26 protein-coding genes and 2 pseudogenes are annotated in these 26,931 nt (G+C 49.7%); 14 read left to right on the forward strand and 14 right to left on the reverse strand.

Translation table 11 applies throughout. The features are described from left to right. Together VB712_RS13450 and VB712_RS13455 are read left to right on the forward strand one after the other, a co-directional pair. Nucleotides 1-183 (forward strand): annotated as a pseudogene (locus VB712_RS13450) (hypothetical protein); the annotation flags it as partial. A gap of 26 nt (nt 184-209) precedes the next feature. Next, complete coding sequence (locus VB712_RS13455) at nt 210-737, forward strand: hypothetical protein (protein ID WP_416236348.1); 528 nt, start codon at nt 210-212, stop codon at nt 735-737. A 104-nt stretch (nt 738-841) separates the two neighbouring features. On the opposite strand, the gene VB712_RS13460 is transcribed toward VB712_RS13455, so the two are convergent. From VB712_RS13460 to VB712_RS13470, 3 genes are read right to left on the reverse strand one after another with little or no spacing between them, the layout of a single operon-like run. Continuing rightward, nucleotides 842-1,306 (reverse strand): hypothetical protein, encoded by a 465-nt coding sequence (locus VB712_RS13460; protein ID WP_323255535.1) that lies wholly within the window; start codon nt 1,304-1,306, stop codon nt 842-844. A gap of 13 nt (nt 1,307-1,319) precedes the next feature. Further along, nucleotides 1,320-1,538: a hypothetical protein gene (locus VB712_RS13465; protein ID WP_323255537.1), complete on the reverse strand. Its 219-nt coding sequence runs from the start codon at nt 1,536-1,538 to the stop codon at nt 1,320-1,322. A 35-nt stretch (nt 1,539-1,573) separates the two neighbouring features. After that, a complete protein-coding gene (locus VB712_RS13470; RefSeq protein WP_323255539.1) occupies nt 1,574-3,403 on the reverse strand; it encodes an FtsK/SpoIIIE domain-containing protein in 1,830 nt (609 codons plus the stop codon). 91 nt (nt 3,404-3,494) lie between these two features. Between VB712_RS13470 and VB712_RS13475 the strand changes: the two genes are divergently transcribed. After that, nucleotides 3,495-4,184: a Uma2 family endonuclease gene (locus tag VB712_RS13475; protein ID WP_323255541.1), complete on the forward strand. Its 690-nt coding sequence runs from the start codon at nt 3,495-3,497 to the stop codon at nt 4,182-4,184. A gap of 55 nt (nt 4,185-4,239) precedes the next feature. On the opposite strand, the gene VB712_RS13480 is transcribed toward VB712_RS13475, so the two are convergent. Further along, nucleotides 4,240-6,141 (reverse strand): hypothetical protein, encoded by a 1,902-nt coding sequence (locus VB712_RS13480; RefSeq protein ID WP_323255543.1) that lies wholly within the window; start codon nt 6,139-6,141, stop codon nt 4,240-4,242. Nucleotides 6,142-6,388: 247 nt separating this feature from the next. Here VB712_RS13480 and VB712_RS13485 point away from each other — a divergent pair, with 247 nt between their 5' ends. The 8 genes from VB712_RS13485 to VB712_RS13520 all read left to right on the forward strand — a co-directional run bounded on the left by VB712_RS13485 (nt 6,389) and on the right by VB712_RS13520 (nt 12,847). After that, on the forward strand, nt 6,389-7,357 hold the full coding sequence (locus VB712_RS13485) for an Rpn family recombination-promoting nuclease/putative transposase (RefSeq protein ID WP_323255545.1): 969 nt from the start codon (nt 6,389-6,391) through the stop codon (nt 7,355-7,357). 47 nt (nt 7,358-7,404) lie between these two features. Further along, nucleotides 7,405-8,364 (forward strand): tRNA epoxyqueuosine(34) reductase QueG, encoded by a 960-nt coding sequence (gene queG / locus VB712_RS13490; protein WP_323255547.1) that lies wholly within the window; start codon nt 7,405-7,407, stop codon nt 8,362-8,364. Continuing rightward, the gene (locus VB712_RS13495) at nt 8,361-9,014 is read left to right on the forward strand and encodes an HAD-IA family hydrolase (RefSeq protein WP_323255549.1); all 654 of its coding nucleotides are present in this window, start codon (nt 8,361-8,363) and stop codon (nt 9,012-9,014) included. The genes queG and VB712_RS13495 overlap by 4 nt, the downstream gene beginning before the upstream one ends. Nucleotides 9,015-9,092: 78 nt before the next feature. Further along, nucleotides 9,093-10,001: a class I SAM-dependent methyltransferase gene (locus VB712_RS13500; protein WP_323255551.1), complete on the forward strand. Its 909-nt coding sequence runs from the start codon at nt 9,093-9,095 to the stop codon at nt 9,999-10,001. A gap of 198 nt (nt 10,002-10,199) precedes the next feature. After that, nucleotides 10,200-11,741 (forward strand): ABC transporter ATP-binding protein, encoded by a 1,542-nt coding sequence (locus VB712_RS13505; protein WP_323255553.1) that lies wholly within the window; start codon nt 10,200-10,202, stop codon nt 11,739-11,741. Between the two features lie 156 nt (nt 11,742-11,897). After that, nucleotides 11,898-12,311 (forward strand): element excision factor XisH family protein, encoded by a 414-nt coding sequence (locus VB712_RS13510; protein WP_323255555.1) that lies wholly within the window; start codon nt 11,898-11,900, stop codon nt 12,309-12,311. Further along, nucleotides 12,299-12,640: a XisI protein gene (locus VB712_RS13515; RefSeq protein ID WP_323255557.1), complete on the forward strand. Its 342-nt coding sequence runs from the start codon at nt 12,299-12,301 to the stop codon at nt 12,638-12,640. Before VB712_RS13510 ends, VB712_RS13515 begins: the two co-directional genes overlap by 13 nt. Nucleotides 12,641-12,706: 66 nt before the next feature. After that, nucleotides 12,707-12,847 (forward strand): hypothetical protein, encoded by a 141-nt coding sequence (locus VB712_RS13520; RefSeq protein ID WP_323255559.1) that lies wholly within the window; start codon nt 12,707-12,709, stop codon nt 12,845-12,847. Here the strand turns inward: VB712_RS13520 and VB712_RS13525 are convergent. After that, complete coding sequence (locus VB712_RS13525) at nt 12,844-14,433, reverse strand: cation:proton antiporter (RefSeq protein ID WP_323255561.1); 1,590 nt, start codon at nt 14,431-14,433, stop codon at nt 12,844-12,846. The two genes, VB712_RS13520 and VB712_RS13525, sit on opposite strands and share 4 nt — an antisense overlap. Before the next feature lie 176 nt (nt 14,434-14,609). Between VB712_RS13525 and VB712_RS13530 the strand changes: the two genes are divergently transcribed. Next, complete coding sequence (locus VB712_RS13530; RefSeq protein WP_323255563.1) at nt 14,610-16,013, forward strand: aspartate ammonia-lyase; 1,404 nt, start codon at nt 14,610-14,612, stop codon at nt 16,011-16,013. A 3-nt stretch (nt 16,014-16,016) separates the two neighbouring features. Here the strand turns inward: VB712_RS13530 and VB712_RS13535 are convergent, their stop codons facing one another. The 4 genes from VB712_RS13535 to VB712_RS13550 form a co-directional block, all read right to left on the reverse strand. After that, nucleotides 16,017-16,847 carry a sterol desaturase family protein gene (locus tag VB712_RS13535; RefSeq protein ID WP_323255565.1) on the reverse strand — a complete coding sequence of 277 codons (831 nt, stop codon included), beginning with the start codon at nt 16,845-16,847 and terminating at the stop codon, nt 16,017-16,019. 701 nt (nt 16,848-17,548) lie between these two features. After that, nucleotides 17,549-18,958 carry an NAD(P)(+) transhydrogenase (Re/Si-specific) subunit beta gene (locus VB712_RS13540; protein WP_323255567.1) on the reverse strand — a complete coding sequence of 470 codons (1,410 nt, stop codon included), beginning with the start codon at nt 18,956-18,958 and terminating at the stop codon, nt 17,549-17,551. A gap of 9 nt (nt 18,959-18,967) precedes the next feature. Beyond that, nucleotides 18,968-19,249, reverse strand: a complete 282-nt coding sequence (locus VB712_RS13545; RefSeq protein ID WP_323255569.1) for an NAD(P) transhydrogenase subunit alpha — start codon at nt 19,247-19,249, stop codon at nt 18,968-18,970. A gap of 13 nt (nt 19,250-19,262) precedes the next feature. Beyond that, nucleotides 19,263-20,411, reverse strand: coding sequence for a Re/Si-specific NAD(P)(+) transhydrogenase subunit alpha (locus tag VB712_RS13550; RefSeq protein ID WP_323255571.1), 1,149 nt, complete (start codon nt 20,409-20,411; stop codon nt 19,263-19,265). A 383-nt stretch (nt 20,412-20,794) separates the two neighbouring features. Between VB712_RS13550 and VB712_RS13555 the strand changes: the two genes are divergently transcribed. Continuing rightward, nucleotides 20,795-21,520 (forward strand): DUF2808 domain-containing protein, encoded by a 726-nt coding sequence (locus VB712_RS13555; RefSeq protein ID WP_323255573.1) that lies wholly within the window; start codon nt 20,795-20,797, stop codon nt 21,518-21,520. A gap of 189 nt (nt 21,521-21,709) precedes the next feature. Here VB712_RS13555 and VB712_RS13560 read toward each other — a convergent pair whose 3' ends face one another. The 3 genes from VB712_RS13560 to VB712_RS13570 form a co-directional block, all read right to left on the reverse strand. Continuing rightward, nucleotides 21,710-23,227 (reverse strand): sensor histidine kinase, encoded by a 1,518-nt coding sequence (locus VB712_RS13560; protein WP_323255575.1) that lies wholly within the window; start codon nt 23,225-23,227, stop codon nt 21,710-21,712. Between the two features lie 282 nt (nt 23,228-23,509). Continuing rightward, entirely contained in the window at nt 23,510-24,214 is a 705-nt protein-coding gene (locus VB712_RS13565; RefSeq protein WP_323255577.1) for a Mo-dependent nitrogenase C-terminal domain-containing protein, read from the reverse strand. A gap of 74 nt (nt 24,215-24,288) precedes the next feature. Next, a complete protein-coding gene (locus VB712_RS13570) occupies nt 24,289-24,756 on the reverse strand; it encodes a hypothetical protein (RefSeq protein ID WP_323255579.1) in 468 nt (155 codons plus the stop codon). A gap of 89 nt (nt 24,757-24,845) precedes the next feature. Here VB712_RS13570 and VB712_RS13575 point away from each other — a divergent pair. Beyond that, nucleotides 24,846-25,996, forward strand: a pseudogene (locus VB712_RS13575) (ferrochelatase). A gap of 181 nt (nt 25,997-26,177) precedes the next feature. On the opposite strand, the gene VB712_RS13585 reads toward VB712_RS13575, so the two are convergent. Both VB712_RS13585 and VB712_RS13590 read right to left on the reverse strand, forming a co-directional pair. Continuing rightward, nucleotides 26,178-26,441 (reverse strand): hypothetical protein, encoded by a 264-nt coding sequence (locus VB712_RS13585; RefSeq protein WP_323255585.1) that lies wholly within the window; start codon nt 26,439-26,441, stop codon nt 26,178-26,180. A gap of 200 nt (nt 26,442-26,641) precedes the next feature. Next, on the reverse strand, nt 26,642-26,931 hold a 290-nt coding region (locus tag VB712_RS13590), incomplete at its 5' end, for a hypothetical protein (protein WP_323255587.1).

Raw genomic sequence — 26,931 nt, forward strand, 5'->3', positions numbered from 1 at the left:
TTTGGTGGTCAAGGTAAAGATCCTTTATGGCAAATTGATGACGGTTTTATCGTGGGGGATTTACAGGCTGTCCAAGATGGTTCAACCCACGTTAGTATTATGCCAAGGGTGACAATGGCTCTAGAGAGGTATGAAGCGGCCTTAGTAAGCACTCAAAAGTATTGGCAAAGAGTTAGTGAGTGAGATGTTTAAAACAGGAGGCTATGGATATGGCATGGGCATTTAGTTTGTCGGCAGAATGTGGTTCTGATGAGCGTGATGCTCGTCAATTTGCAGAATATTTTGAGGGAATATCGTACTTACTGTCTAATGGTTGTGAGTGCAAATGTTGCACGGATTTATTTCAGGATCTGGAGGAAAATTGGTGGTGTCGGGTTGGGTTCAATCATTTGAGTGAAGTGGGGATAGAGAGTGCTGAAAGTGCCTATTTAATGACGGAGTTAGGGATTTTGCTCTATCAGTCTTTACAGTTTGCTACGACTTTTCGTTATGCGTTGGTTGGTGTTGAGGTGGATGAGTTCAGAACTTACAGTGAACTGATGGAGGAATTACCGAGTTTATTGATTCCGGGATTAGTTGTAGCTAGGTCTTTTGAACAAGAGTTAGGGATGTTATCGGGATTTCGCGCTTTCAGTGCTGATTATATTTGGCAACCTTACGGGGGAGATGTTTACAATCCATTAATGGTATCGCCAATTTTGAAGAATAAGCTTGATGAACTTTTATCTGTAGGTTAAGTGAGGACGATGGGTGAGGTTAGATTCAAGCAGGTTAATGTGTTGTTGTAGGGTGTTAAGGAAAAGATTTTTCATTTTTTTGGCAAATTTACCTCCTGTAACAATTAACTCCCAGATGTATTGGTTTGATTCCGAGCAATTGTGTCTTTGTCTAACTGATCCTCTCGCTTTTTAACATTATTTTCACTAACCATTGAATGGCTATCAGATAAGTGGTCGTTTGTGTGAAAATTCGGATTCACCGATCCTGCTATATTGCCGCCCAATGAAGTAACAATGCTTGCCACTGCTACTGCTTTTGAAAATCCTTTGGCCTGTTTTTGTGAAGCAAGCTGTTGAGTGTGACCTAATGCTTTCCAGAGACTTTCAAGTAAAGCCAAATTATGATTGACTTGGCGAATACTTTGTTGATATTCTTCGATGATTAACACCACAGAACGATTTGCTTCCCCAAAACTTTGGCTTGGTATTTGGCGAGCAAGTTTTTGCGCTTGCTCAAGATGCTTAACAAGTTGACGAAAGGTTTGATCAATCTCATCACAATGGTTTTTAACACTGGGATTATTCATATTCAAAATTCTCCTAATATCCTAATGTTCGCTTGATACTTTCAGCTTGCCCAATGGCTTTCTTGAGCTTTTTCATGCTATCCTGGCTCATTTCAAAAATAGTTTTAACTTTAGGAGAAGATTCAGATACAGACTCAGGAATTTGCCTGGTCAAAGCACGGGATTCTTCTACAAGTTCCATAATCTGATTCATTGTAGTTTGCAATTCAGCTATTTGACTGGTAAGGGACATGAGTAATCTCCAAAATGATCAGTAGAAAAGGATTTTCAGCTTTCCCAGATTTCATCCGGGACATAGGGGGTTGCTACAAAGTAAAGATCTGGGTCAATACCTCGATAAATGGCGCGGCCCTTCGGTTTTCGGGGTAGGTTGGCGGCCGCCTCATTATCCAAAAGCATAACACTGGCATTAGGTTGGACACGGAAAATAACCCGTTCATCCATGTTATCGGAAATTTGGGGATCAATCACCTCTGGCGTGGGCCGTTGGCTGCAATAGATGATGTGGATGCCGGTGACGCGGCTTTGGGCAGCAAGCGTATTTAGGTATTTCTGGATTTCAGCTTTTGTGTCGTATTCTGCATTGAGGATAAAGAAGGCTTCATCGATGATCAGGAGAATCCGCTGTTTGGGGTCGGGGATTTTGGCGTTCAGGTCATTGAGGCTGGTGACGCGATGTTCCCGCATCAGGGTGCGACGGCTTTCGTGTTTTTCCCAGAGCGTAGCAAGTAAGGCAGCAAAGTCTTCTAAGTCTGTAACCAGATTCAAGGTGGGCCGAAGGTCAGCGATCAGTTGATAGTGCAGCCCGTTTTGAAAATCGGCAAGGTAAAGCTGGCGTTGAGGATCGGCATGGAGGAACTGATAAATCACGGATTTGAGGAAGTTGGTTTTTCCGGTTCCGGTGATGCCTGCCACAATGCGATGGGGAATTTCTGACCAGGATGAGGTGATGATCTGACCTTGGGGGGTTTGACCGACAATATATTGGTCGGGGTTGATCAAGTTGCCATGTTGAGCGATGAGGTCAATTAAGTTGAACGAGTCGGGGATTGTTGGGGCTGGGGCGAGAATGGGGCAGAAACCCGCGAGTTCTTCGGCGGTGGCCAGGTGGTTTAGGGGTTGAAGATCACAGATGCGATCGCTGTGATCCCGATTAATGAATGGAGCAAGGGCAGATTCACCGGCTTTCACTAAGCCGCCACTGCTGGCCGCACCTAAAAGCGGTGTGGGTTTGGGGGGAGGTTGGGGGCTGGTTAAGTTTTTAAAACTTAAAGAGCCATCATCAAGACGATCTAAGCCTCGGCGCGGGGCTTGAATGGCTTCTTTGATCGTTCGCTGTGTAAAGGGTTTTTGCCATCCTTCGGAGATCAGATCCTCACCAAATTCGAGTTGCTCTATTGCCTTTAAGCTTGCGGGGAAACGGGCATCATGGGGTTCAATGATCAGGGGAGGGGATGGCTTGGCGATGATGTCTTTGGCCAATGTACCCAAGACGAGGCTGGCATCATGATAGTTTTCAGCAAACGCTCGGATTTGGAAACGGAGAACAGGGCTATGGGCGTAGTGTTGTTGGTAGTAGCGGTAGGTTTCTAGGATTTTTTGGAGCCATGGATCGCTGTACTCTTTGCTTTGTTGGCGAACGGCTTCGAGTTGGGTGAGGAGTTGGCTGATGGCATTGCGCCAAGGGGTGGGGTTTTGGGTTTCGGGCTGGATGGTGATGGCGAGGCAACATTGACCATTGAGGCGGGAGAGTAGGGCAAGGAGGGGGGTGAGGTCGGTGGCCTGTTGGGTGGGGAAGGGATGGGGAATGTAGTAGTTTTGGGGTTCGATGAAGCTTTCGGCTTTGGTGAGTTGGCCAATGGCTTTGACCCATTGCCAATGGGGGTTAGGAATTTCGGTAATTTTGTAGGTGTGGAGGAGGGGTTTAAGGGGTTCGATGGGGCTGTTGAGGTGGAGTGTGGTTTGGCGGGGGCGGTTGTGGTAGCAGAGGGAGAGGGTAACGTTAGGCTGATAAAGGGCGGTGAGCAGGTCTGTGAGCCGGATCGGCTCTGGGTTGGGGGTTTGGGCTTGTTCGAGTTTCCAGGATGTACAGTTCATGAATTGCTGCGAGCCTTTTTTGAAATGGGAGTACAAAACGCTGTGTCGATTATAATTTAACTCAAGTTGTGTTACTCCTGTTCAAAGTTCTATGGTTTCTCTGACTCATCAATCTTTCCCTAGTTCAGCGCTCGGTTTATGGCGGTTTGCGGATTGGTGTGATTATGAAGCGATGCGGGATGGGGGGGAGCAGGGAACTAAGCTTTACTTTTATCAGAAGCGTTTACGAGTTGAGATGGGTTCAGAGGGGATTAATCATTCTAATATTGGCGATTTGTTTGCGATGATTTTGTTTGTGTGGTTTACGCAGCAGGATCAGCAGGTTTCTAATTCGTTTAGTGGGTGTTTGTTGGAAAAGGTGGGTGAGAGTGCGGCTGCGCCGGATCTTGTGGTTTATGTGGGGGAGGGGTATCCGCAATGGCAGCCGGGGCAAAAGCGTTATATTGATTTGGATCGGTGGCGGGTTCCGGATTTGGTGGGGGAAATTGCGGATACGACGCTTTCGAGTGATTTAGATGAGAAGAAGCATCTTTATGCGGCGTTGGGGATTCCGGAGTATTGGGTGATTGATGTGGTGGGGCGGCGGGTGTTTGCGTTTCGGTTGGATGGGGAGCAAGTTTATCAGGAGGTTGAGGTTTCTGGGTGTTTGGAGGGGTTGCCGATGGTGTTGCTTCAGCAAGCTTTGGAGCAGCTTAAAACACAAAGTAATATTGCAACAGCGCATTGGTTTGCGTCTCAGATTTTAAGTCTGAAAAATGAACCTAAAGCTGAATCTTTGTGATTTTTGATTTGCTTTAGTTATTTTAAGTTGTTAGAGATGTTCTCACCTTCCTTAATTAAATCCATTCCTTTTTTAAGTTTTCAATTATTTTTTCAAAAACAGAAAAATCTGTTGCCGAGTAGTAAGAGACTACCAGTGTTACAATTACCAAAGACGCAAAAATAATGGTTGCGATAATACCTACAGACTCAATTAAACCAAAAAGAAGAATAGTGGTAATTGGAGCACCTATGATTACTAGTAATAACACAGACATATTAGGATACTTTTTATTTATTCTCGAAATCAAACAACTTTTGATTTCGTTCAATTGATTTGATGTCTTTATACATTTATTATACGTTGATGGAGAAACATCGCGAAAAACCACGATATAACTGATACCATTTGAAGTTTTTAAATAATTGACAATTGATGAAGAAACATGAATACTAGACTGAGCGAGAGATACAATCTTTTCAATAGAAATCTTCAGTAATCTTGTATTGCTCTCTATTCTTCTTTGAAAATCTTGGATAGTTGTTGATAGATCAACAATTTTGTTGCACAAAATATCTACTGTTTTTAGATTATCGTTTACCGTTTGAGAAAGATGCTTTTCCGTAGACACACTGCTCAATTCAAACTCATTCCCTAATCCTTTGGCTTCAGAAATTGCCTGACTTTCTAAATTCCTTAAAAGATCTTTAGTCCCATCTAGATTTTGCAAAATCTGAGAAAGCTCTGAAAGGGTAGAGTCATTTAATTTGGATTCGTCAAGATTCCATGTATGTGTAATAACTTCTATAATATTGCTGACTTGAATAGGAAACTCATCCGGCTTAATGCTATAATCTTTAAGTATTTTTGCCACCGTTTCACGAATTTGATTGTGTTGATGAAGCAAAATTTTACTCAATACCCTCAACTTTTGATCACGAGACGAAAAATTGATTTTACCAATGGTCTGAACTGCACGCTCTAAATCAATCTTAGGTTTTGTCGAAAACTGTAAAACCTTCCATACAACCTTCTCTAACGTTGGCACGGCTGGCTCACCAATCTGCACAATCCTTTCCCATCGCTCACATAAAATCGCAGCCTTCGTTAACTCCCCGCGATCTAGCCAATTCCCCGCCTGAACAACCGCCTCCGCCGCCATTCGCTGAAACCCAAGATCACCCTGATAATCTTCCGACAAAAACTGCTTCAGTATTTTATATACTCGCTGCTCAACCACCTCATCCGTTGTAAAACGCTGCTTGGCAAACTCCAACGCAATCTTTTGAATATCACGGTTTCTCGACCTAACTCCTAACTCAATCCCCCAGACAAATAGAAAATTGACAACATCACCTGCAACCTCCAGAAAACGCCGACTAATACTTTCACTATTTAAAAAATCAACCATTGCTCCGGCATAGAGCCAAAACTCCAAATACCGTTCATAATCTACGGTCAGATTACCTCGACTATTCAGCCGCTCCACCCGCTCCATCTCATCCCACTTACGATCAAAAATCTCCCGCCGAATCCGATCCGGTGGTTCCGTCAACGCGCCCCCTTCCACATGGGACAACAAATTCTTCGAAAACGGCAACCATCCGATCGCATAAGCCGCCGCCCAGCGCGTCAAATCATTGCTCTGTGACTTGCTACCCTTGATCTCCTCCGCCAACAGATGCAACAGTTCAATACTGTACTCCGATTGCCCCGACGTAATATCCAACCGCGTTGGCTCATGGGTAATATGCCCCAACCCCTGCAACGACAACGCCCGTAGCGGTGGCTCTGACCGATTTTTGAGGATGGTTACAAACCACGGAAACGCATCCCCCGGACGCGACTGCGCTACATCAAAGAATAGTTTTACCCGATCTCCCGCATTGCTCAGACCATAAAAAGCATTGATCAAATCCTGGGCATTGTTGAGAGGCGGCATCGACTGCCCAGCATCACCAGAGGGTTGAATATTCATAGAGTCATTCATAATACAGGTATGAGACCAAATTGTTGGCTGAATTATACCAACTTCTCAAAAAATGCTGGTAACTCAAAAGTTACGAATTCTAAACAATACCCTTGAACTCACCAATGATTGACACAATTTAGCCCGCTTCCCCTCTCACCCCCAACCCATAGCCATACCCAACCTTGAACGCCTGTCAAGATAATTTTTGTGAACCGCCTCTAAAATAGGATCTAGTCACCCACCCCCAATAATGATGTACCACTTCCTTGATAAATACATAAACCCCTTTACCGACTATGGCTTTAAAAAACTGTTTGGTGAAGAACCCAATAAAGACCTGCTCCTCGACTTCCTCAACGAACTCCTCCGAGAAGAACAGGGAACCATTACCAGCCTCACCTATATCAAAAACGAACACCTAGGGACAGGCGAACTAGATCGTAAAGCCATCTTTGACCTCTATTGTGAAAATGAGCGAGGCGAAAAATTTATTGTTGAACTCCAAAAAACTAAACAGAACTTTTTCAAAGATCGTACCGTTTACTATGCCACATTCCCGATTCGGGATCAGGTGCAGCGGGGGCCGTGGGATTATGAATTGAAGGCGGTTTATGCCATTGCTATTCTCGATTTCATCTTTGAGGAGGATCAAGATGAGCCACAAAAGTATCGTTATGATGTCAAATTAACCGACATTGATACCTGTAAAGTTTTCTATGACAAGCTCACGTTTATTTACTTGGAAATGCCCAAGTTTAATAAAACGCTGGATGAGTTAGAAACTCGTTTTGATAAATGGTTGTATATTTTGCGAAACTTAGACCGGATTGAAACGATTCCAGAGATCTTGCAAGAAGCAATTTTTGAAAGATTGTTTGAGGTGGCAGAAATTGCACGGTTCACACCGCAACAGGTGAAATTTTATGAAGATAGTTTGAAATACTATCGGGATATGCAAAATTCCCTCGATACCGCTAGACAAGAGGGGGTTGAGGAAGGGATTCAACAGGGTCTACAACAGGGGATTCAACAGGGCATCCAACAGGGCATCCAACAGGGTCTACAACAGGGCATTCAACAGGGCATTCAACAGGGCGTAAAGCAAGGGATGCGACAGGTGGCGATCCAGGGAATTCAGCGGGGTTTATCCGATGAGGTGCTGGTAGAATTGACGGGCTTGACCTTAGCAGAAATTAGCGAGCTACGGGCAGAATTGCCTTAATTTCACCGAGAGATTGATGCGTCATTCCTGTTCATCTCCCCATCCCTATGCAGCAAACCACAGCCTTAACGAGCGATCGCCTCAAACAAGCCGCCTATGACTTGGGGTTTCACCTCGTCGGCATCGCCAGCCTTGACCATGACGACCAAGCCCAAGCGCATTTAAACCAATGGCTGGCCAGGGGCTATCACGCCGATATGGCCTGGATGGCTAACCCCAAAAGGGCCGATATTCGCGCCTACTGGCCCCCCGTCCAAGCCGTCATCGCCCTCGGCCTCAACTACTACAACCCCCAAACCCCCCCCGATGATCCCCACATCGGCAAAATCGCCCGCTACGCCTGGGGCCGGGATTATCACCGCGTTCTCACCCGCAAACTTAAAGCCCTCAGCCAATGGCTCGAAGCCCAAGGGGAGGGGATTCAAACCCGCTACAGCGTTGATACGGGGCCGATTCAGGATAAAGTTTGGGCGCAGCGGGCGGGCCTGGGGTGGATTGCCAAAAATAGTAATTTGATTACCCGTGAATACGGCTCTTGGGTGTTTTTGGGGGAAATTTTGATCAATATTCCCCTAGAGCCAGATCGCCCCCATACGTCCCATTGTGGCACCTGCACCCGCTGCCTCGAAGCCTGCCCCACGGGGGCGATTCCCACCCCCTTTGTGGTGGATGCTAACCGCTGTATTGCCTACCATACCATTGAGAATCGGGGGGAAAAGTTGCCGGAGGCGATCGCCCCCCATCTGCAAAACTGGGTTGCCGGTTGTGACATTTGCCAAGAGGTTTGTCCCTGGAATCAACGCTTTGCCCAACCCACTGATATCCCCGATTTTCAACCCAACCCCGACCACCTCAACCCCCCCCTCACCACCCTCGCCCACCTCACCCCAGAGGATTGGGATCACCGCTTCCGAGGCTCTGCTCTGCGCCGCATTAAGCCAGAGATGTGGCAGCGGAATGCCCGTGCTAATCTGGACAACAACCCCTCTTCTCCTCCTCTCCCATGAGCGACCCCGTGATTCTTTTTGACTTTGACGGTACGATCGCGGATACCCATCAAATGTTAATTGCCATTTTAAATAACCTGGCGGGGGAGTTTGGCTATGAACCGTTGAGTGAAGCCATGGTGCAGGAATTTCGCGGTTTAAGTTCTCAAGAAATTATTCGCGCCTCGAAGGTTTCGGCGTTTAAAATTCCCTTTTTAATCCGGCGGGCGAAGGAAGAAGTGCAAACTTCAATGGCGACGGTTTCCCCCATTGTGGGGATTGTGGAATCTTTAAATGCGCTCACAAAACAGGGCTATACCTTGGGAATTTTAACCTCTAATTTTGAAGAAAATGTCCAGATTTTTTTAGCCCATCATCAGATGAATGATCTATTCACTTGGCTGGATGCGGGAATCACAATTTTTGGTAAGCATCGGATGTTGCGCCGCTTTCAAGAACGCCATAATATTGGGCCAGAACGGCTAATTTATGTGGGGGATGAAACGCGGGATATTGATGCGGCGAAAAAAAGCGGGGTAGCGGTGGTTTCGGTGACATGGGGATTTAATACGCGGGAAATTTTAGAAATTCATAATCCTGATGCACTGATTGATGACCCAGCCCAGTTGGGGGAGGCGATCGCCCAATTAACCCAAAAATTTGCCCGTTAATCCCTCACGGGGGCAGCCCTTGCCCCGGCCCTACCCTCAGGATTAAGCTAACTTCTAACTTTATTGGCTTCTGCAACCATGACCGCCACCACTACCCCTAACCCTAGCGTCTCCTTCGTCAACTTCCTATTGGGGATTAAACCCCTGGCCAACCTCGCCCGCAACCGGGCCCGGGCAATGATGATTAAACGGGCAGAAAATATCGGTGTGCCGTGGCGCGATCGCGTCACCCAACTTAAAACCCTCAACTGGGAGCAACGCCGCACCCCCATAGAAAACCCCGCTGTCCACTATCCCGACTATTACCATCGCGCCTTCCATGCCTATGATCAAGGTAATCTCAGTTGGGAGGCGGCGTTAGAGGTGGAGGTGGCCGCCTATAGCGTCCATGCCATGCTCCAACCGGAAGATCCAAAAGGGGGCGATGCCTATCTCCGCAGCAGTTACCACAACATCCTCCAAGCCCAAATCCCCACACCCCAGCGGATCCTCGATCTGGGCTGTAGTGTCGGCATGAGTACCTTTGCCCTTCAGGATCTTTACCCCGAAGCCGAGATCACCGGCCTCGACCTTTCCCCCTATTTCCTTGCCGTGGCCCAATACAACAGCGAGACACAACAACGCTCTGTCACCTGGCATCACGCCGCCGCCGAACAAACGGGCCTCCCTGCTGGCTCCTTTGACCTCGTTTCCGCCTCGTTAATTTTCCATGAACTGCCCTGCGATGCTGCCCGCGCCATCTTCACCGAAGCCCGCCGCCTGCTGCGGCCCGGCGGCCATTTCGCCATCATGGATATGAACCCGCGATCGCCCATCTACGGCAAAATGCCCCCCTATATTTTCACGTTACTGAAAAGCACCGAACCCTATCTCGATCAATACTTCACCCTCAACCTCGAAACAGAACTCCCCCAAGCCGGGTTTACTGTTCCCACGATCACCCCTACCACGATCCGCCACCGGGCGATCGTCGCCCAAGCCTGTTAGGAAAGACAGGAGCGCTTTGCCGTCCCAATCAGGCCCTGCTGACCACCGAGACAGAACATGAGTTCTATGCTCTTCCCATGGAAGGAGGCTTGAAGAATGGGGTGGTTGAGAACTCCGTTATTTGTGAACAGTTCTATGATGGGGTCAAGTGAATAATAAGCGGTTGGCTGTCTTCATCCCCCTTCCCCCCATAACACCATGACTCAACCCCCCGAACTGGAAGTCTATAACCTCACCAAACGCTTTGGTAATTTAACCGCCTTGGATCAGGTTTCGATCAAAATTCGTCCCGGCACAGTTCACGCGCTGCTGGGGGAAAATGGTGCGGGGAAAAGTACGCTCGTTAAATGTGTGATGGGGTTTTACCAAGCTGATCACGGCGATGTCTTGGTGGGGAAACAAGTGCGCACCATTGCCAACCCCCGCGATGCTCACCATTACGGCATCGGCATGGTGTATCAGCATTTCACCTCCGTTCCGGCGATGACGGTGGCAGAAAATTTAGTGCTTTCCCGCAGTGATAATCAAAACTTGATCGACTGGAAAACCGAGCTAGCGGATCTGACGGCCTTTATGGAAACTTCCCCTTTTCAGATCCCCCTAGATGTCCCCGTCGCACAATTAGCAGCGGGTCAAAAACAAAAGTTAGAAATTCTCAAGCAACTCTATCTCAAAAGCCGGGTTTTAATCCTCGATGAACCTACCTCGGTACTCACCCCCAATGAGGCCGATGAAGTCTTAGGCTTATTGCGGCAAGAAGTGACAGCGGGGAATTTAAGTGTGTTACTCATCACCCATAAATTCCGGGAAGTCACCGCCTTTACGGATGAGGTGACGGTTTTGCGCAAAGGGCAATGGGCCGGCCATGGTTTAGTGAAAGATCTGTCCATTGCTGAGATGTCTGCAATGATGTTGGGAGAAGCCAGGGAAACGAAGGTCGCGGTTAAAAATAATCAAAATGGCAACAATGCAGAGACAACAGCGGCTCCCCCTGCTCCGGTGTTGATGGTGGAGCATTTGGCAGCGAATAAAGATAATGGTTTACCGGCCATTGCTGATCTTTCCCTAACGGTTTATGGCGGGGAAATTGTCGGGATTGCAGGGGTTTCGGGGAATGGTCAGAAGGAATTAGTGGAAGTGTTAGCAGGGCAGCGATCGCCCACCAGCGGCACGATTACAATCAACGGGGAATCCTACGGGGCAACCCGTGCCGAAATGCGCCGTCATGGGGTGTTTGCTCTTCCCGAAGAGCCGTTAAAAAATGCCTGTGTGCCGCAAATGTCCGTGGCGGAAAATATGGCGCTACGCACCTTTGATCGTCCCCCCCAAGCCAAATGGGGGGTTTGGTTAGTCTGGCGGGTCATTCGGGCCATGGCTAATGATTTAATCACCAGTTTTAAAGTCAAAACCCCGTCCCCAGATACCCCCATTGAGCATCTATCGGGGGGAAATGTGCAGCGGGCAGTATTAGCGCGGGAACTGTCAGAAACGGATATTAAGTTATTAATTGCCGCAAACCCCTGTTTTGGTTTAGATTTTGCCGCAGTGGAGGATATTCATCACCAAATTGTGGCGGCCCGCAATCGGGGCGTGGCGGTGTTGTTGGTGAGTGAAGATCTCGATGAGTTATTGTTGTTGAGCGATCGCCTCTTGGTGATCAGCGGTGGGGCCTTGGTCTATGAAACGGCGATCGCCGATGCCGACCTAGCCCAAATCGGCCCCGCCATGGCCGGCCATTAACCTAATTCCGACGCAATGCAGGTACAGCCTTTGCCTGGGTCTGTTGTTCGTAGTGCAAACTTTAGTCTGCGCTCTTAGCCGGGTGACTACACTCAATGCCACACTCGATTATCGGCAAAGGCTGTACAATGTGACCACACCCTCAAATCCCCAGTTGTGGCTAAAGACCGTTTCCACGATGTTGTTAAAACAGCACTCACAAAGGACAAGTGGATCATCACTCAAGATCCCCTTGGTCTCAAATATGGAAAAGTTGATTTTCAAATTGATTTAGGGGCGGAAAAATTGCTAGCTGCTGAACGAGCAAACGAAAAAATTGCGGTTGAAATTAAAAGCTTTCTCAACCCTTCTGCGATCACTGATTTTTATGCAGCACTCGGACAATTTCTGAGTTATCGCCTAGCACTCGAAACCATCGATCCAGAACGTACCCTTTATCTGGCTGTTCCCCTAGAAAGTTATCAAACCTTCTTTCAACTCGATTTTACCCAAACAGCCATTCAAAAATACCAAGTACTTTTAATTGTTTACGATCCAGTTCAGGAGATCATTACCCAATGGATAAATTAGAACAGTATCGCGCCGCAATTCAAAACCTACTCGCTCGTTATGCGAACCAAGACTATTGCCATTCCAATCCTGACATTGAAACACAACTCATTTTTGATACTCAACGGGATCATTATCAGTGGATGGATGTAGGCTGGCAAGGACTAAACCGGATTTATCGAATCATTATTCACTTTGATATTAAAGAGGGAAAAGTTTGGCTACAACAAAACCTAACAGAGTTAAATCCTGCGGAAGAATTAGTGGCAATGGGTGTTCCACGAGGAGATATTATTCTCGGTTTACACCCTCCCTATAAACGTCCTTATACAGACTATGGTGTGGCTTAGTTGGTCTGATTGATTATAGTGGATTGCGAAAGTATGAAAACGCCACTTCCCCCTTTTTAAGGGGGATTGAGGGGGATCTTCGTACCGCGAATTGATGAAAGCCGCTATGATCGCCTTTTGGTGATCAGCGGTGGGGCGTTGGTCTATGAAAGGGCGATCGCCGATGCCGACCTAGCCCAAATCGGCCCCGCCATGGCCGGCCATTAACCCCCATCCACGACGATCGCCGGTTGCGAGCTTTGGGCTAATACCCCTTCAGAAACTGAGCCGCTCCAACCGGCTTGGGGGCGTTTACCGAGGATGATTTCGCTCACTTCATGGGTGGCCGCAGTGGTGAGGATGGTTTCGACGATGGGGCCTTCAAGGATTAGGAAACGGTGGCGGATGTCTGCGAGGGATTGTTGCACCCATGCTTGCAACTGTGCCAAATCCTCCCCTTGGGAAACATGGAGAACGATCGCCTCCCCATCGCTGCGCCGGGCTAAGGCGGCTGTGGTTTGTAGCACTTTGCGGGCGAGGGGGGAAGTATCGACGGCGGCCAAAAGTGTGATTTTGCGGGCAACGGCCACCTTAGTGGGGTCTACTTCCCCCCGTTCAAGGAGTTTGGGGGCAAAGGTAGGAATCGCCCAAGCACCCAGGGGAGCGGTGATCAGAATCGAGAGGGCCGCTAGGGCGAGGATCGTTTCGCCCCCCGGTACACCGAGGGCGAGGGGTAACGCCCCAATGGCCGCCTGGACGGTAGCCTTAGCGGAATTGCCCGGCAATAAAAACAGCCGCTCCTTCACCGTCCAATTGCTGCCCCAAGTGGCGAGGAACCACCCTAAAGAACGCCCTCCCAACGTGCCTACGGCGAGGATCAAAAGCCCCACACCGAACGTATCGCCTAATACGCCCAATTGAATACTCGCCCCCAAGAGGACAAATAAAACAATTTCCGCTACCCGCCACAGGCCATCAAATCCCCCCCGCAATCGTCGCGCTAGGGGGGCATCCCGTTCAATGAGGAAAAAACCCGTCGCCATCACCGCTAAATAACCCGAAAAAATCGGCCAATGGCGGGCTAAAACCACTAATCCAAGGGCAAAACTAGCGGTAATGATGGTATCTTGAACGGTGTTTTCCGTCCATTTTTGCTTCACTAAAAGCAAGACCAATAATCGTGCGACAATCCAACCGATTAAAACCCCCAAAACAATTTGCCCCATAATTTGTAATGGCAATAGAATCAGGGGATTAAGGGTAAAATTGCCAAAGATCATCGGTTGGGATGTAGTGAGCATTGCTAACAGCAAGCTAAACAGAAGCAGCAAGAGCACATCAGATAAGGCGCTCCCTGTTAAAATTGCGTCGGGAATCCCCTTTTTCACCCCCCAGCCTAAACTTTTGAGGCGCAACATTCCCGGCACAATCACCGCTGGCGATTCTGCCCCTAAAATGCAACCCAGGAGCAGGCCGGTGGGGAAGTTGAAATTTAAAACCGCCATGGCCATCAACGCGACGGCGATCGCCTCCCCCAAAGCCGGTAAAAACCCCAAACTCAGGGCCACCCGTCCCTGTTGTTGCAACTTTTCCCGATCCAACCCTAGACCCGCCTTCATGAGAATCACCATCACAGCGATCGCCCGCAAATCATCAGCAGCACCCAAAATTGACGGGGCTAATAAATCCCATCCCTGCGGCCCCAAGGCAATCCCCACCAAAATCATCCCCACCAAGGGGGGAATCTTCAACCGCTGGGCCAATTGCCCCGCGAAAAAGCCGATTAATAAAATTAAAATGATACCTGTGAGCATGGCGAACCGCTATTTTCGGGAAGTGGGAAGTGGAAAGTGAGAAATGAGAACAACCTACTACGCAAGAGCAAAGCCCTACGTTCTTCATCCTTCATCCTTGATCCTTCATCCTTAAAAATACCGTTCAGCGTCGGAGATTTGGTATGATTGGCGGGGTGAATTGGGCAGTAAAGAGCATGGAACGGATTGAGCGGGATTCGATGGGCGATCGCCTCCTACCCGATAGGGTGTATTACGGGATTCAAACCCTGAGAGCCACCGAGAATTTCCCGATTAGCGGTATTAAGCCCCTGCCTACCTATGTGGATGCGGGGTTATTGATTAAAAAAGCAACGGCGATCGCCAATGGCGAATTGGGCTGTATTCCCCTAGAAATTAGTGGGGCAATTGTTCAGGCGGTGGATGAAATTTTAGCTGGGCAACTGCGGGATCAATTCGTCGTCGATGTTTACCAAGCGGGGGCTGGCACATCCCACCACATGAATTTAAACGAAGTTCTCGCCAACCGTGCTTTAGAGATTTTGGGGGATGTGAAGGGGAATTATCAGCGGGTCAGCCCCAATGATCATGTTAATTATGGCCAATCCACCAATGATGTCATCCCCACCGCGATCCGCATTGGCACGCTTTTGGCCTTGATCCACACCCTTTATCCCGCCTTGGAGGGGGCGATCGCCCACCTCAACAGCAAAGCCGGGGAATTCCAGCATATCGTTAAATCGGGCCGCACCCATCTCCAAGATGCTGTCCCTGTCCGTTTGGGGGAAGAGTTTCGGGCCTGGGCGCGAATTTTGGAGGGGCATTTGCGCCGGATTAAATTAGCTGCTGAAGATTTGTGGGTTTTGGGTTTAGGGGGGAGTGCAGCGGGAACGGGGATGAATACCCATCCGCAATACCGTTTCCGGGTAGCGGAACTGTTGAGTGAGTTGATCGGCCAACCCCTCACCCCCGCTCCCCATCTGATGGCCGCGATGCAATCCATGGCTCCTTTTGTGAACGTCTCCGGCTCGTTGCGGAACCTAGCTCAGGATTTGGTGAAAATTTCCCACGATCTGCGCTTAATGGATTCGGGGCCAAAAACTGGGTTTAAAGAAATTCAATTGCCCCCCGTGCAACCCGGTTCCTCAATCATGCCGGGGAAATATAACCCGGTGATGGCGGAAATGATTTCCATGGTTTGTTTTCAGGTGATGGGCTATGATACGGCGATCGCCTTTGCGGCCCAAGCGGGGCAGTTAGAACTGAATGTGATGATGCCCCTAATTGCCTACGATTTGATTCATAGCGTCGAAATTTTGGGCCATGCTCTGGGGGCTTTCAGTGAGAAATGTTTAGCGGGGATTACAGCCCAGGGCGATCGCTGTTTAGCCTATGCCGAAGGAACCCTCTCCCTCGTCACCGCCCTTAACCCCCACATCGGCTATCTCAACGCCGCCAATGTTGCGAAAGAATCCCTAGCCACGGGGCGATCGATCCGTGAGGTGGTGTTAGCCCAAGGGTTAATGGATGAGGAAAAATTAGCAGAAGTGCTGGATTTAGAAGCCATGAGCCAAATGATCAGCGACAACCCAAAGGCTTAACGTTCAGCCAACATCATAATCATCACTCCAGGTTAAATAATTGCTTGGAAAAATAGGCCGTAGCTGTTTTGTTGGGGGGTTGAGAGTATTAAACAAACGATCCCAAAAGTCTTGGATGCCGTAGTTACCATTAAAAGCGGTATGATGCAGATCATGAAAATCCGATGAAATAAAGAAAATTGATAATGAACTGTGACCTTCTAAATTATAGGCATTGCCTACAATTATCCATGCACAGATTTGCGTAATATCATATCCGAAGATGAAGATAGGCAAAATATCAGTTAAGGTGGTGATCACATATTCTAGTAGGCTTTTGTGACCCGCCACAAAACTGGAGGAGTCGCGAAATTCATGGTGTTTAAGATGTATCTTGAGTAAGGATTTTCGGTGTAAGAGCCGATGGGAGATGTAGAAGCAAAAATCTGCGCAAACAATCCTCATCAAGAACCATCCAACGTTTAAAAATAGGCCATTTCCTCGATGAACTTCTGGGGCTAGATAAAGAATAATGCCTGCTGCAACTAATGACTTCATCTCTCCGAGGAGAACGCCTTTTAACGTAAAGGCAGGAAATGGTTGTTCCTTGACTTTGACTACTCTTGCGTTCAGTTTTTGCGCAAGTATAGGATGCAATTTAATACCATTTTCAATGAGCAAGCCAATTCCATAAAATGAAAGAGAACCCATTGCCCAATACAAAAGTATTTGATAGATTAGGGCAATTTTTATGTCTGCCCAAAAATAAGTAAGTATTTGCTGAAAGACTGTGCAAGCAATAGCAACTTTTAGGTAAAATTCGATACCCGGCAAGAAACTCAGAATTTTTTGCATTGAGTTTTTATATTTAACGAATGGGTTCTGTTCCGATAATATAGCAGGGTAAACGCATCAAATTTGGTATAAATCGTAACTGAAAAATTGCAGACAGTTCGGATCTTTCCTAAAAAGGCACACATTTTTAGTTTTTTTGTTCTACACAAAGCAACTCAAAATTCAATCATCCAAGTTCTTTGCACTATGAGAGCAGAAAAACATTTTGCCATTGTCAATAAGCAACTCTATTCTCAACAACTAGAGAATGACCATAGATCTGTACCACAACTCAGCATTATTCTGTATCTTGTGATACCGGTTTTGATGCGTTTGCCCTGGATAATATAGCCGCAGTCAGTATTATTAGGACGTTTTAGAAATCCGAAACCCTCCCTGGTGGGCAATGCCCACCCTACTATTCCGATAATAGATAGCACTAGACAGAATCATGAGGACAACTCAGTCCGCTCCCCCATAGTTTTAAAGATTTCAGAACTTAATTCCCTGAGCTACGGCTATAGAATTGAGAATTGATCGATACAGCCTGTTCAGAAACAATCTGATCAGTTCTGAAAGTCCCTCTCCCGCTCTGGGAGAGGGATTTAGGGTGAGGGCAATGGGTTAAGCAATTGGTAGCTGTATGCGATCGCGAATCAGCATAGGGGCGCAAATATTCAATCTTCGCCCCTACAGCACAATCTCATTCAGCAGATTGTAGATTACAACTGCTTCACTTCAGCGGTGAGCTTGGCCACCACATCCTTCGCGCCACCAAAGAGCATGAGGGTTTTATCCTGGAAAAATAGCTCATTTTGCACACCGGAAAAGCCCGTCCCCATGCCCCGCTTAATGACGATCGCGTGCTTGGCTTTATCCACTTCTAAAATGGGCATTCCATAGATAGGGCTACTTTTATCATGGCGAGCCGCAGGATTGACCACATCATTGGCCCCGATAATTAACGCCACATCGGTTTGCTCAAATTGGGGGTTAATGTCATCCATATCGCAAAGTTGCGGATAGGGGACATTGGCTTCTGCTAATAACACATTCATGTGACCCGGCATCCGCCCCGCGACGGGATGAATGGCGTACTTCACCTCAACCCCCATACTTTCCAACTGATCCACCAATTCCTTCACCGTATGCTGGGCTTGGGCCACCGCCATCCCGTAACCGGGAATAATCACCACCGATCGCGCATAACCCAACATCATCGCCCCTTCTTCCGGGTCGATACTTTTCACGGTCTGCTGAGTTCCCACGCTAGTACTCGCTGCACCGCTACCGCCTTCGGAGCCAAAACCGGCAAAGAGGACGTTAAAGATCGAGCGGTTCATGGCTTTACACATGATATTCGTGAGGATGATCCCCGATGCCCCCACGAGCGCACCCGCGATGATCAACATATTGTTGTTGACCACAAACCCGGCTGCTGCTGCCGCTAACCCCGAATAGGAGTTAAGCAGGGAAATCACGACGGGCATATCACCGCCACCGATGGGAATCACAACCGCCACGCCTAAAATCAGCGAGGCGACAATTAAGCCCAAAAATATCGGCAGGTTGCTGGGATCAAGGCAGAAGAACACACTTCCCACCAAAAACGCTACCAAGAGCAGGGCGTTGAGGGGCTGTTGGAGGGGGAATAAGAGCGGCGCACCGGGGAGGATGCCTTGGAGTTTGCCGAAGGCGACAAAGCTGCCGGTGAGGGTGACACCGCCGATCAGTACGCCGAGGATGATTGTGATTAAAGCCGTGGTGGAAAGGGGGAGATGGAAGCTGAGGAGTCGCCAAAATTCGGCGATCGCCACCAGGGCCGAGGCTGCCCCCCCTAAACCGTTGAAAATCCCCACCATTTGGGGCATGGCGGTCATGGCCACCCGGTAGGCGGCGATCGCCCCAATCACCGACCCCACCACAATCCCCACGAGGATCATTGTATAGTTCAAAACCTGTTGCTCAAGGAGCGTCGCCACGACGGCGATCAACATCCCCACCGCCGCCAGTTGATTGCCACGCCGGGCGCTAGCGGGCGATCCCAATTGCTTCAACCCGATAATAAACAGGGAAGCGGCCACCAGATAGCTCAATTGAATCCCAGTCGGGAGAAATTCTGTCCAATTCATCGCGGTTCCCTATTTTTTAAACATTAACAACATGCGATCGGTGACGAGGAAGCCGCCCACGACGTTAACCGTGGCTAACACTACGGCAATTAAACCCAGGACAATGCTGATATTCCAGCCCACAGCCCCGGACACCAGGATCGCCCCCAAAACAGCAATCCCAGAGATGGCATTGGCCCCAGACATTAGGGGGGTGTGGAGGGTGGGGGGGACTTTGTTAATCACTTCAAACCCCACAAAGGAGGCTAAAACAAACACAAACAAACAGGTCATCAATGTGGCAGTGGTCATCATTCCTCATCCTTTAGGAAACTTGCACTTCAATATTTAAGGCCGCTTTAACGCGGGGGTTGCGGATTTCGCCCCCATGGGTGACACAGGTGGCATCGACAATATCATCCTCAAAATCGAGGTTGAGGGCGTTGTCTTTGATCAGGTATTCCAGCAGCGTCGCGACGTTTTTGGCGTAGAGTTGGCTGGCATGGACGGGCATTGAGGAGGGGAGGTTAGTGGGGCCGATGATCGTGATGCCTTGGTAGTTGATATCCTTACCGGGGTCGGTGACTTCGCAGTTGCCCCCTTGATTGGCGGCGAGGTCAACAATTACGGAACCGGGCTGCATCCCGGCGACCATCTCAGCGGTGACGAGGATCGGGGCCCGCTTACCGGGAACTTGGGCGGTGGTAATCACCACATCGGCTTGGGCGATGCGTTCCGCTAGGACAGCTTGGGTTTTTTGGCGGGCAGCTTCGGAGACTTCCTTGGCGTAGCCTCCTTCGGCCACGGTGTCTTCCTCCAGGTCAATATCTACGAATTTGGCCCCTAAACTTTGCACTTCTTCCTTTACCGCTGGGCGAATATCAAAGGCTTCAACGATCGCCCCTAACCGGCGGGCGGTGGCGATCGCCTGCAACCCTGCCACACCGGCCCCCATCACAAACACCTTCGCGGGCCGGATCGTACCGGCGGCGGTGGTGAGCATCGGGAAGAATTTTGGCAGGGCGGCGGCTCCCAACAACACCGCTTTATACCCCGCAATCCCCGCCTGGGAAGAAAGGGCATCCATGCTTTGGGCGCGGCTGGTGCGGGGAATCAACTCCATACTAAAGGCGGTGATCTGACGGGCTGCTAGGGCTTCAATCAGTTCGGGATCTCCTAAGGGATTGAGGAAGCTGATCAACGCTGTGCCAGGGCGCATCTGCTCAATTTCTGCCCGGCTAGGGGGGGCAACTTTGAGAATCACATCGGCATGACCCCAAAGCTCGGCGCGATCGGCTACCACCGCAGCCCCAGCATCGCTGTAGTCTTGGTCGCTAAGGTAGGAGCCTTCGCCGGCCTTGGCTTCCACGAGGAAATGCCAATCCGGTTGTACCAATCGCTGAATCGTAGCGGGAATCAAGGCTACACGCCGTTCACCGACTTCTATAGCCTCACGGGCGATCGCAATTTTCATAGGTCAATTTTTCCTCAAACAATTCAGTACACCAGTCTAGACAAATCACCGCAATGGGCGGGCTTTGCCCCAACTGCACAAGCCATGGTGGCGATGGTAATCTCCCTGTTTATGCCCTCACCGTGTTCTATGACACCATTATTTAGCCCTACCTGTTGTCAGTCTGCCCTTGCATCCTAGGGCGATCTCCCCCGGATCCCACTGGTTCTTTAACTTGTTTTATGTTTTGCCCCCCGGAATTGGCACAAAACGGAACAAATCTGGCCCCCCCTCCCGTCAACCGCCACAGCATTCTGATATAGTCAAGAACAATTGCTAAAAGTTACGCTTTGTTTACAAAAAATTTTCCCCTTTAACCCTAAGCCCCCTCTAACTCACGGCCTATGTTATTTTCCAAAACCCTGCGAAATCGTCTGATTGCTGGTCTTGCTGCGGCAGGTTGTGCGATCGCCGCCACCCCCGCCATCACCGCCGCCCAATCGGGCCTGACGATTTTTAGCGGCGTGAACCGCCCCAACTTGCTCAACTACCGCATGGATCACGGCGGCCGCAATGCCCGCAATGCTCGGTATCGCCTCCGTCTCCCCGCCAACAAAGTTGAATCGACGGTGGCACAAATTTCCATCTATATGCCGGATTATTACGGGGGGGCCGAGGAGCGGTTTCGGGATCTGGAATGTGTGGAAAACTGCGAAAGCACCGAAGAAAAACCCAACCGCATTTATGCCTTTAAAGACCCCAACCGTTTAATTAAAGTGGGCTATGGTAGCGGCTACCGGAATAGCGTCGAAGTGGGCAATGTCCAAATTGAAGAAAACTGTTATCGCTCCTGGGATGGCAGTAAAGAAACCTTTTTCCATTGTTTGCGAATTCCCCTTCTAGAGCCGGTGCAAGCCCGCACGCCGGTAGAAATTAAACTGGAACGGGTGCGGAATCCTTGGTTTGGCGGCACGTTCTATTTCCATGCCTTACTCGTGACTTGTTTAGATGAGGAAGGGTGTTTTAATAACGCTGGAGATCAGCCGGTGAATGATACGCCGGAGTTTGCGGATTTCCGCCGTGCCAGTGTGGATTATGTCGGCACTTGGATTGTTTCGATTACGGATTAGAAAAGAGCATATAGCGTTTTCCCGACTCATGAGAACTCTACTTCCCCCTTTTTCTACGCCGAAGGCGCATCCCCGAAGGGGCTTAGGGGGATGGAGGGGGATCTCTGTATCCTATGGCTCTAGAAATTGCTACAGAAAAGTGAGGAGAGAGGGAAGTTAATTCTTCTCTCTCTCCTCTTTTCTCACCCTTCACTTCTCCCCCAAAGGTAAGCACACCGTAAACGTCGTACAACCGGGTTCGCTGGTGACGGTGATTTCTCCCTTATGGCGATCGACAATTTTACGAACAATATCCAACCCTAAACCACTCCCTTCTCCTGCAACTTTGGTGGTAAAAAAAGGCTGGAAAATTTGGGGAAGAATGTCCCCAGGAATCCCTGGGCCAGAATCGGTAATAGTCACTTGAATGGCTGTCGGGGTACTGCGGGTAATAATCCGTAATACTCCCCGGTTTTGCATGGCTTGGAGGGCATTGTGGATCAGGTTGCCCCACACCTGATGGAGTTCATCGGGATAGCCAAGGAGGGGGGGGAGATTGGGGGTATAGTCCCGCTCAACGGTTACGCCTTGCTTGATCTGGTTTTGGTAGAGGGTAAGCACCGTTTCAAGGCTGCTTTCTACATCGAGGGGCGATCGCACGCCGCTTTGATCGGAATGGGCATAGCGTTTGAGGGCAAAGACAATTTTCGCGGCCCGATCCGTGGCGATCGCAATATTATGGGTACTAATGCGCATCGTCACCAACTGATAAATCCACTCTAACCAGGCTAAATCCGGCATCTGGGTCATCAATGCCAAAGGTGGTTCCCGCAGGCCAATTTCACTACAAATCCGCGCCACTAAAGCCGCCTCTCCAATCCCCAATGCTTCCAAATCTTGGGTCAATTGACGGCGCAGTTGGCGCTGTTCACGGGTGGAAAGGAGGGGAGTGGGGGGGTGAATCTCCTCAAGTAGCGTGAGCAGTTGTGTCTGCTGATCCGGTGGATAGCCTTGCCAAATACTCAGCAGTTTACCGAAAGATTCCTGCCAAAACATTTCCAACACCCGCCCCGATGAACTGATAATCCCCAAGGGCGTATTAATTTCATGGGCAATACTGGCCACCAATTGCCCCAACGCTGACATTTTTTCCGCTTGAATTAGCTCATTTTGCATTAATTGCAGTTCTTTCAGCGTGCGTTCAAGGAGTTGATTTTTCTGTTGCAGTTGGGTTTCAGCTTCCTTGCGATCGCGAATATCCCGCGCCACCCAAATCACCGTTTTTTGATCCAGGGGAGAAATCCGCGCCGAAAACCAAATTTCCTCCCCCGATAACGTCAAGCGATAGTCAAAATCCGTACCCTGTTGTTGCCTTAAAACCCGCTCAACAATGGCAAACCAATGGCCCGCCGTAGCCGGAGCAAAAAACGCCGCCACCGTTTCATTGATCCAATCCAGTTCCGCATCGTAAAGCGTACTGAGGTGGGTTGGGGCGATCTCAATTTCATCAATTTGGGTACAGTCCACATGGATCACCAACACCACATCCGTCATCGCTTCGAGGATACCCCGCAGGCGACTTTCTGAGGTGGCCAATTGTCGGGCAATCAGTTGGCGCTCTTCCACCTGAGCCTTTAATTCCGCCCGGAGTTGAGCCAGTTCCTGCTCCTGTTGGGCAAGGCGTTGTGCTAATTCTTGAACTCCTGCTTGATTATCCTCTGCCGCCATTACTGCCTGAAGCCACGGGCTGATCTGAATCCACAATGGCCCATTCTATCCTTCCCGCGAAGGCTGAGGATCATCTCCTTTGCCCCTGGCCCCCCAGAGGGCTGATCCATTGAGGAGGAAAGAGGCCCCTCACTCCTCACTCCTCACTCCTCACTTCTCACTTCTCACTTCTCACTCCTCACTCCTCACTCCTCACTTCTCACTTCTCACTCCTCACTCCTCACTCCTCACTCCTCACTCCTCACTCCTCACTCCTCACTCCTCACTCTTCACTCCTCAAATCTAGGGAGAAATATCTTCCCCCCGTCCATCCGCCAGGTAGGACAGTGCGCGGAACCGCAACCCCACCAACTGCTCATACAGGGGATTGAGTTTACACATCGGCGGAATATGCACCAATTTTTTGCCAAATAGGACAATATCGCGCTCAAAGGGGCATTGGGGGGGAACCATCTTGCAGACAAACCGGGCAACGCGGGGGTCTTTCATGTCCATGCCGTCGAGCCATTCCCGCACCGGATGGAGGGGATCGGGGGCTGGCCCCTTGACCCGTACCACATCCTGGACTAGGGCTTCATCCACAAAGGCATCATCGGCTTGCAAGTCGTGTTTATCGGGATCGTAGAGGGTGTGCTCTAGGGATTTGAGGGCATCCACCTGAAGACCCAAGGCGGCCAGAAAGCCATTAACCACTTTGGATTCTTCCACGGAATACACCCCATTAGCCAGGGCCATCATCACCGCTGTGCGCATGAAGTTTTCGGCGGTGTGGGGGTCATCCCCAAGGGTGGCGGCCAGTTCCGCCGGGCTGATCGGCTCTAGGGCCCCTAGATCGGTTTGGGGGGCGAGATCATCTTGGGTGAGTTGGGTAATCAGTTCTTTTTCTTCGGGGTCAAAGTGACCATCGGCCCAGGCGATGGTGAGCAGTCCCCGCAACCAAACGGAGATTTGGGCATCGCTGTAGGGGTGTTCTAGGGTCTGAGTCATCGGCGTTTCGGGGACGATTTTCCTAAATCTATTTTATGGCCAACGGGACAGCCAGCCTGGAAAACTTTGGCGATTCACAGCGGGGTTGAGGATGGTAGCACATTGCCGATAAATCTGAGGGCGGTGGTGTAATCCTGTCGCGCCATGCCCGCCATTGACCAACCCCATACAGTTTCAGGGGCCTGCCACAGTTGCAGATGCTCCACCCCCGGATCGGCATAAAATCCCCCAGAGCCAGCCCCCAATAGTCCGGAACTCCAATGGGTAAAGGCATCATGGCTGAGGCGATGGATCGGGAAATTGCCCCCCAAGGGGACTCCCCAACCATCGATCGCCACCAATCGGGTGATTTTTCCCCCCTGTTTTTCCCAAAGGCGGGCGGCGGCGATCGCCCCCACCACCCCCGCACTAAAGCCGATCACGGTTACAGGGGCGGTGACATCCTTTAAGCAGGTTAAGATGCCCTGCCCATCATAGGGGGCGATGTGGGGAACCGGCACGATCCGCAATTCCAGCAACTCATCCGCCCAAACAGCCCCCAATTGGGTACAAAATGCCCTTGTCCCCCCTGGGGGGTTATAGCCGGGACAGATTAGAATAAGCAGAATAGACCCCCTACCCCTGGATAATTGTGGTTGCAACTCCTGAAAAACGCCAAGAACTCAACCCCACGGGCGACGCACCCGGAGCAGACCGCGTGGCGGTGTTGCTGATGGGGTATGGCGAAGTTGAGAGCTATGAAGACTTTGCCAACTATAACGAACAGGCGTTAAATCTCCTCACCGCTAAATTTGCCCCTGTCCCCCTCTGGCTCTATCCCCCCCTGGCTAAATTGTTAGCGATGTTTGACCTCCACGAATGGAGCCACCAGCATGGTCAGTTTATCTCCCCCCATAATCATATTTTTGAGCATCAACGGGCGGGCATTGAACGGGAATTGCAAAAACAATGGGGCGATCGCATCAAGGTGTTTAAAGCCTTCAACTTCTGCGCCCCCCATCTCCCGGAACAGGTACTCGCTCAAATTAAAGCCGAAGGGTTTAGCAAACTGTTAATCTATCCGCTTTTGGTAGTGGATTCGATCTTCACCAGTGGGATTGCTGTGGAGCAAGTTAACGCTGCTTTGGTTGAATTAAACGAATCCCCCGCCCAATGGCCAACGGGAACCCGCTACATTCCCTCTTTTTACAACGAACCGGATTACATCGATTTATTAGCGGGCATGGTCTTGGCCAAAATTGATCAAGATCTAGCGGTGGCCCATCTCCCCTCTCAAACCGGCATTGTGCTGATGAACATGGTTGCCCCCACAAGGCCAAGGGCTTTACCTCCGGAATTATGGAAAGTGAGGCCCTGTACGAAGCCGTCCGCAATCGCCTCATCCATCAATATCCCCTCATTTCTGTGGGTTGGCTCAACCACGACACCCCCCTGATTGATTGGACGCAGCCCAATGCCCAGTTAGCGGCCAGCAATTTGATTGATTTAGGGGCGACGGCGATCGTCATGATGCCCATCGGTTTTGCCACGGAAAACCACGAAACGATCCTCGATGTGGATCACATCATCGGCGCATTAAAACGCAAGGCTCCCCACGTCACCTATGTGCGGATGCCCTGTGTCAATGATCACCCGGAATTTCTCGCCATGGCCGCCCGCTGGGCCAACCCCCAAATCGAGGCCCTCCTCGGCGAAACCGTCACCCCCACCACGTTCATCCCCGAACTCTACGCCGACCACGGCCATGATCACCACCATGATCACGGCCACCATCACCACTAACGCGAATCGGGGCGAAATTTACCATTTTTCGCCCCTACACCCGCTCCCCCTATAGCATCTATCTCGTGCCATGGCTCTGCCATGGCATGAAAATTGGGCGGCTCTGCCGCCTATTGGAGACAAAGCCGCTGAGAGGACATTACTAACCAAAGTAATGTAGAAACTGTACTTACTGAAAAATTTACTGCTCCCTATTCATAAACTTATAAGTCTGATATCCTCCATAGGTTAAAAGTGCTCCTACGGCAATAATTCCAGCAACTGGAAGAGTTACCGGAGCAGCCACAATGGTTGTTGCCGTTGTTGTCACACCTAACCAACCTGCAACGCCTGCGGCGGGTACTGTAGCAGTTGTAACTATAGGTACAGTAGCAACTGTGATTGAACCTAACGACGAACCAGCAAGTGTAGTGATTCCAGCAACCAGCCCACTATTCATGTCCATAGTTCTGTAAAGAGAGTAGTGTTTATTAGAAAATTTGGGCTACTTAAAGCTTGTTTAAATTATACTCAAGCTATTTTTCTAACTACTAGGGTGTATTTACCGTACACATTCGTCCAAGGTAGGTTGGGTTTGTCTAGCCCAATTTAAAAACGAATGTAATTCAGCCACAAATAAAATAGACGTATCAAAAAAGCACTTCATCACCTCAATAATGACTCCTCCCGTGCTACCTGAACCGCTGCCACAAGATCGAATGTCGGGGAAATTTCCCCTTGGTAAACCAGCACATTCCCTTCCCAAGTCAGCATTGGATCAAGGTCAGGTTTTTTTTCCGGAATAGCATCAGGTTCCTGAAGAGATTCGATTGACACTCCCCGCGCTAAAGCGACGGGGATTCTTGGTTCATCAACCGGACTTAACTGAGCAGGATTGCTCCAACCCAGCCAGAGGCCCAATCTCCCCAAGCGTATAACTTCCCGTTTGCCCCACG

It is taken from the genome of Spirulina sp. CCNP1310 (assembly GCF_034932185.1).
GTDB lineage: Bacteria > Cyanobacteriota > Cyanobacteriia > Cyanobacteriales > Spirulinaceae > Spirulina.

Coding starts and splice junctions, on each gene's coding strand:
- VB712_RS13515 (WP_323255557.1), top strand. CDS start 12,299: ATGGATAAATTAGAACAGTATCGCGCCGCAATTCAAAACCTACTCGCT.
- VB712_RS13455 (WP_416236348.1), top strand. CDS start 210: ATGGCATGGGCATTTAGTTTGTCGGCAGAATGTGGTTCTGATGAGCGT.
- VB712_RS13475 (WP_323255541.1), top strand. CDS start 3,495: ATGGTTTCTCTGACTCATCAATCTTTCCCTAGTTCAGCGCTCGGTTTA.
- VB712_RS13530 (WP_323255563.1), top strand. CDS start 14,610: ATGGAACGGATTGAGCGGGATTCGATGGGCGATCGCCTCCTACCCGAT.
- VB712_RS13465 (WP_323255537.1), bottom strand. CDS start 1,538: ATGTCCCTTACCAGTCAAATAGCTGAATTGCAAACTACAATGAATCAG.
- VB712_RS13555 (WP_323255573.1), top strand. CDS start 20,795: ATGTTATTTTCCAAAACCCTGCGAAATCGTCTGATTGCTGGTCTTGCT.
- VB712_RS13535 (WP_323255565.1), bottom strand. CDS start 16,847: ATGCAAAAAATTCTGAGTTTCTTGCCGGGTATCGAATTTTACCTAAAA.
- VB712_RS13495 (WP_323255549.1), top strand. CDS start 8,361: ATGAGCGACCCCGTGATTCTTTTTGACTTTGACGGTACGATCGCGGAT.
- VB712_RS13545 (WP_323255569.1), bottom strand. CDS start 19,249: ATGACCACTGCCACATTGATGACCTGTTTGTTTGTGTTTGTTTTAGCC.
- VB712_RS13540 (WP_323255567.1), bottom strand. CDS start 18,958: ATGAATTGGACAGAATTTCTCCCGACTGGGATTCAATTGAGCTATCTG.
- VB712_RS13485 (WP_323255545.1), top strand. CDS start 6,389: ATGTACCACTTCCTTGATAAATACATAAACCCCTTTACCGACTATGGC.
- VB712_RS13550 (WP_323255571.1), bottom strand. CDS start 20,411: ATGAAAATTGCGATCGCCCGTGAGGCTATAGAAGTCGGTGAACGGCGT.
- VB712_RS13460 (WP_323255535.1), bottom strand. CDS start 1,306: ATGAATAATCCCAGTGTTAAAAACCATTGTGATGAGATTGATCAAACC.
- VB712_RS13525 (WP_323255561.1), bottom strand. CDS start 14,433: ATGCTCACAGGTATCATTTTAATTTTATTAATCGGCTTTTTCGCGGGG.
- VB712_RS13565 (WP_323255577.1), bottom strand. CDS start 24,214: ATGACTCAGACCCTAGAACACCCCTACAGCGATGCCCAAATCTCCGTT.
- VB712_RS13470 (WP_323255539.1), bottom strand. CDS start 3,403: ATGAACTGTACATCCTGGAAACTCGAACAAGCCCAAACCCCCAACCCA.
- VB712_RS13480 (WP_323255543.1), bottom strand. CDS start 6,141: ATGAATATTCAACCCTCTGGTGATGCTGGGCAGTCGATGCCGCCTCTC.
- queG (WP_323255547.1), top strand. CDS start 7,405: ATGCAGCAAACCACAGCCTTAACGAGCGATCGCCTCAAACAAGCCGCC.
- VB712_RS13585 (WP_323255585.1), bottom strand. CDS start 26,441: ATGGACATGAATAGTGGGCTGGTTGCTGGAATCACTACACTTGCTGGT.
- VB712_RS13560 (WP_323255575.1), bottom strand. CDS start 23,227: ATGGCGGCAGAGGATAATCAAGCAGGAGTTCAAGAATTAGCACAACGC.
- VB712_RS13505 (WP_323255553.1), top strand. CDS start 10,200: ATGACTCAACCCCCCGAACTGGAAGTCTATAACCTCACCAAACGCTTT.
- VB712_RS13500 (WP_323255551.1), top strand. CDS start 9,093: ATGACCGCCACCACTACCCCTAACCCTAGCGTCTCCTTCGTCAACTTC.